Origin of the sequence: Kitasatospora sp. NPDC056731, from assembly GCF_040687675.1 — a bacterium.
Lineage (GTDB): Bacteria > Actinomycetota > Actinomycetes > Streptomycetales > Streptomycetaceae > Kitasatospora.
Map to the genome: position 1 here is coordinate 126,870 of NZ_JBFBNR010000024.1, position 4,611 is coordinate 131,480.

At 75.5% G+C, this 4,611-nt stretch carries 4 protein-coding genes; all 4 read left to right on the forward strand.

Features of this window, described 5'->3' with window-relative positions; genetic code table 11:
* Positions 1–442 precede the first annotated feature (442 nt).
* On the forward strand, positions 443–997 hold the full coding sequence (locus AB0R04_RS24345) for a universal stress protein (RefSeq protein ID WP_363374583.1): 555 nt from the start codon (positions 443–445) through the stop codon (positions 995–997).
* 3 nt (positions 998–1,000) lie between these two features.
* Positions 1,001–1,417 carry a hypothetical protein gene (locus tag AB0R04_RS24350; RefSeq protein ID WP_159398562.1) on the forward strand — a complete coding sequence of 139 codons (417 nt, stop codon included), beginning with the start codon at positions 1,001–1,003 and terminating at the stop codon, positions 1,415–1,417.
* A 349-nt stretch (positions 1,418–1,766) separates the two neighbouring features.
* Complete coding sequence (locus AB0R04_RS24355; RefSeq protein ID WP_363374585.1) at positions 1,767–3,338, forward strand: APC family permease; 1,572 nt, start codon at positions 1,767–1,769, stop codon at positions 3,336–3,338.
* Positions 3,339–3,444: 106 nt separating this feature from the next.
* On the forward strand, positions 3,445–4,494 hold the full coding sequence (locus AB0R04_RS24360; protein ID WP_363374588.1) for a Clp protease N-terminal domain-containing protein: 1,050 nt from the start codon (positions 3,445–3,447) through the stop codon (positions 4,492–4,494).
* The last annotated feature ends 117 nt before the right edge of the window (positions 4,495–4,611 follow it).

The following is a 4,611-nucleotide window of genomic DNA, read 5'->3' on the forward strand; positions in this document are numbered from 1 at the left end:
CTCCCGCCGTGCCGCCTCCCGCCGTGCCGCCTCCCGCCGTGCCGCCTCCCGCCGTGCCGCCTCCCGCCGTGCCGCCTCCCGCCGTGCCGGCTCCCGCCGTGCCGCCTCCCGCCGTGCCGCCTCCCGCCGTGCCGCCTCCCGCCGTGCCGCCTCCCGCCGTGCCGCCTCCCGCCGTGCCGCCTCCCGCCGTGCCGCCTCCCGCCGTGCCGCCTCCCACCTCCCTCGTTCGCCGAACGGGTGAAACCAGGTGTCGGCGGGAGACAGGCGGGCGGTCGGCGTATGGAGCGCGTTGGGAAGGCGGCCCGGGGCGTCAGGAAGGCGTCAAGGACGGGCGGCGGGCGGCCGGCGCGGCGGTTGGGTGGAGGACGACACACCAGGTGACGCGCCAGGTGACACACCGGGCGACACGCCGGGTACCGGAACGACGACGCGAGGACGGACCATGCACGGCAACGGGCGGCACCAGGGCAGCGGCACCGGCAGGGTGGTGGTCGGGGTCAGCGGATCGCTGGGCAGCCTCGCCGCCCTGCACCGCAGCGTGGCGGAAGCCCGCAGCCGTGGCGCCGAACTCGTCCCGGTACTCGCCTGGGAGCCGCCCGGCGGCGAACTCGGCTACCGCCGCTCGCCGTGCCCGCCGCTGCTCGCGGCGGTGCGGGAGGCGGCCGAACAGCGGCTGCGGGACGCCCTCGACGCGGCGTTCGGCGGCGCCGACCCCGGCGTGCCACTGCGCCCGCTGGTGATCAGGGGCGAGACCGGGCCCGCCCTCGTCCAGGCCGCCGACCGGCCCGACGACCTGCTGGTTCTCGGTCAGAGCGGCGGTCTGCTGCGCCGCCGGCTGCGGCGCTCGGTCACGGCGCACTGCGCGCGCGAGGCGGGCTGCCCGGTGCTGACCGTCCCGGTGCCCGAGCTGCTGCACGAGCTGGAGGCGCTGCACCGGCGCACCCGGTGGCACCTGCCGGTCGGCCCGGCGCCCGAACTCGTCGCCGCGAAGGGATAGGGCGTGCGGATGTACGCGGCCCGGCCGGGTGGGCGGCGCTACCACCCGGTCCTGGAGCGGCTCTCCGCCCCGACCTCGGGCACGGTGGCCCTGCTCGCCGGCGGCGTCCTGGCGATGGGCCTCGGCGGGCTCGGCGAACTGCACTCCGGTGGGCTCGCCTACGTCGCCTACCTCGGCCTGTGCGCGATCCTCGGCGGCTTCTCCAGGCCCCGGGCGGCGCCGCTGATCGGACTGGCGGCCTGGCTGTGCTGCAACGCCTTCGCCGAGCACCGGCACGGCGAACTGGGCTGGGCCGGGCCCTGGACGGAGGGCTCGCACTTCGCGGTGTTCACCGCCACCGCCCTGCTGGTGGCCCTGCCCACCACCCTGCCGCGCCGGACGGTCCGGGTGGCGCGGCTGCGCCTCGACCAACTCGGGTGAGACCCCACAGACGGTCCCTCACCGGCCTTCGGACCGGCGGGCGGACCACGCCGAGACCAGGGCTCCGGCCGGTACTCCGGAGCCCTCGGCAACCGGTGGAAAACAGGTAGGAGGCGCGCGGCGCCGTGGCGGCGGAGCGGTCGCCGTTCGGACAGCGGGCCCGCCGAGCCAGGCGGGCACCGCCGCGACCGCACCACGGCCCGCGCCGCGCGCCGTCCGTCCAGCCCGGAAGCCCTGCCGCAGGGATGCCCGCTCGCCGTCCCCGGGCCGCCCGCCGAGGGCGGCGTTACGCTGAGACGACCAGATCGGTCCTCGCGGCCCCCGCTGCGCACTTAAGGGGGTGGGGCCAGTGCCGGCGTCCCCGACCAGCCCCCCGACCGGCGGTCCGAGCGACCGTCCGACGGGTTCCGGTGCGGGCGAGAAGGGCCTGAAGACCGGCGCCCTGGGCCTGCTGTCCTCGGTGTGCATCGGCCTCGCCTCCACCGCCCCCGCCTACAGCCTGGCCGCGACCCTCGGCATCGTCGTGGTCGGGGTCGGTCTCCAGGCGCCCGTCGTCACGGTCCTGGCGTTCATCCCGATGCTGCTGATCGCCTACGCCTACAAGGAGCTCAACGCCGCCGACCCGGACTGCGGCACCACCTTCACCTGGGCCGCCCGGGCGTTCGGCCCGCGCACCGGCTGGATGGGCGGCTGGGGCATCGTCGTCGCCGACGTCATCGTGATGGCCAACCTGGCGCAGATCGCCGGGGTGTACGGCTTCCGGCTGGTCGGCCTGGACTCGCTCGCGGACAGCCGGGTGTGGACGACCAGCGCCGGGGTGGCGTGGATCGTCCTGATGACCGCGATCTGCTACGTCGGCATCGAGCTGTCCGCCACCCTCCAGCGCCGGCTGCTGGCCGTCGAGGTGGTGATGCTGGTCGCCTTCTCGCTCACCGCGCTCGTCAAGGCGTACGGCTCCGCCGCGCCCCCGACGGCCATCCCCGTCGACGCGTCCTGGTTCAACCCGTTCAACGTGCCCTCGACCTCGGCGTTCACCGCCGGCATGCTGGCCGCGGTCTTCATCTACTGGGGCTGGGACACCGCCGTGTCCGTCAACGAGGAGACCGCCGACTCCGCCCGCACCCCCGGCCGCGCGGCCGTCATCTCCACCGTGCTGCTGCTCCTCATCTACGTCCTGGTCGCGACCTCGGCGCAGTCCTTCGCCGGGGTCGGCGCGGACGGCATCGGGCTCGGCAACCCGGCGCACTCGGGGGACGTGCTGTCCGGCCTGGGTGACGCGGTGTTCGGCACCACCGGGATCGGCGCGGTGCTCAGCCGGCTGCTGATCCTGATGGTGCTGACCTCGGCCGCCGCCTCCACCCAGACGACGATCCTGCCCACCGCCCGCACCACCTTCTCGATGGCCACCCACCGGGCCATCCCGTCGGGCTTCGCCCGGGTGCACCCGCGCCACCGCACCCCGACCTGGTCGACGGTCGCCATGGGCCTGGCGTCGATCGCCTTCTACGTCCTGCTCACCGCGATCAGCGGCAACGTGCTGGCCGACTCGATCGCCTCGGTCGGCCTCGGCATCGCCTTCTACTACGGCCTGACCGGCTTCGCCTGCGTCTGGTACTACCGCCGGGTCCTCACCCGCAGCGTCCGGGACTTCGTCTTCAAGGGCGTGCTGCCGCTGGCCGGCGGCCTGATGCTGCTGTACTTCTTCGCCTACGGCGCCTTCGACGTCTACGCCGACCCGGACTACGGCGCCACCTCGATCGACCTGCCGGGCATCGGCCGGGTCGGCGGGGTGACGGTGATCGGGCTGGGCGCGCTGCTGCTCGGCGCGGTGCTGATGCTGGTGCAGCGACTGGTGCAGGGGTCCTGGTTCCGCCACCCGGACGTCCCGGTGAGCGCCGCCGACCCGGCCTCCGCGCCCTGAGTCCAGAACCGGCTGGTTCTGACGTTTCCTTGACGCGCAGTCACGTGTAAAGGGCGAGCAAAGCAGGCATATAGTTCGGGCAAAGCATCGTGGTGGGAGGGGCCGGATGGAGACGACGCTGGAACCGGACTGGCGCACGCTCGGCGTCCTGGGCGCGGCCCGGGGCGCGCGCGGCGGGGGTGACGGCCGCCTCGGGACGGAACACCTGCTGGCCGCCGTAGCCGGGGCGAAGGGCCCGGCCGGTGAGGCCCTGTCGGCCGCCGGGGCGACCGCGACCGCCCTGCTCGCCGTCCTGCGAGACCGCCAGGGCGGGGTCGACACGGCACGCTGGGGCTCGGACGACGGGGCCGGTGCGAGCGTGCCGGCCCGCGACGTGCTCGGCCCGACCGGGGAGCGCGGCCTGCTGCTCAGCGGCGCCGCCGCCCGCGCCCTGACCGGCGCCATGGAGCAGGCCCGGCAGGACGGCGAGCGGAAGTTCAGCGCCGAACACCTGTTGCGCGCCCTGCTCGCCGACCCGCACGCCCGGGCCGCCGAACTGCTGCACGCGGCGGGCGTCGCGCCGGGAGCGGTGCTGGAGCGACTGGCGGTGCCCGCCGGCCCCGACGTGCCGGACGGTCCCGGCGCCCCCGACGATCTGGACGATCTCGACCCGCTGCTGCGCCCCACCCGGGACGCGCTGCTCGGCCGCACGCCGTACCGGCTGCCGCGCTGGAAGCGGCTGCTGGTACCCGGCTTCGCCAAGGTGAACATCGCGGTCGCGCCGATGGCCTGGGTCCGACTGGAGGCCGACGGGCAGGCGCAGCGCCTCGGCCGCCGTGCGCCCGGCACCGAGCACGTGCTGCTGGCCGTTCTCGCCGTGCACGAAGTAGCCTGCCGGCACCCGCAGTTGGCCGGCGAGGGCGGCGCGGACCCGGCCGAGCGGCACGCGGGCGGGGTGCGGCTGGCCCGGCTCGGCCTGGACTACGCCCGGGCCCACGCCGCGCTCACCGCCGGGCGGGTGCCGCTCGCGGCCGACCCGCGGGCGGTCGAGGCCTACCTCTCCGGCGCTACGGACAGGCAGGGAACCGGGCCGTTGGTGGAGACGCTGCTCTCGGAGGAGACCCGGGCCCGGCGGCTGGTCGAGGCCCTGTGCGGAGATCGGCTCGATCGCCCCTGATTACTACTGAACGGCGTTGGGACTAGGGGCTCTCTTTCGGATCACGTCGGATCAGCGCGCGGCGTCGGAGTGCGTGCATCGCAAGGCGGAGGAGGGAGTCCATGCGGAGTATCGGCG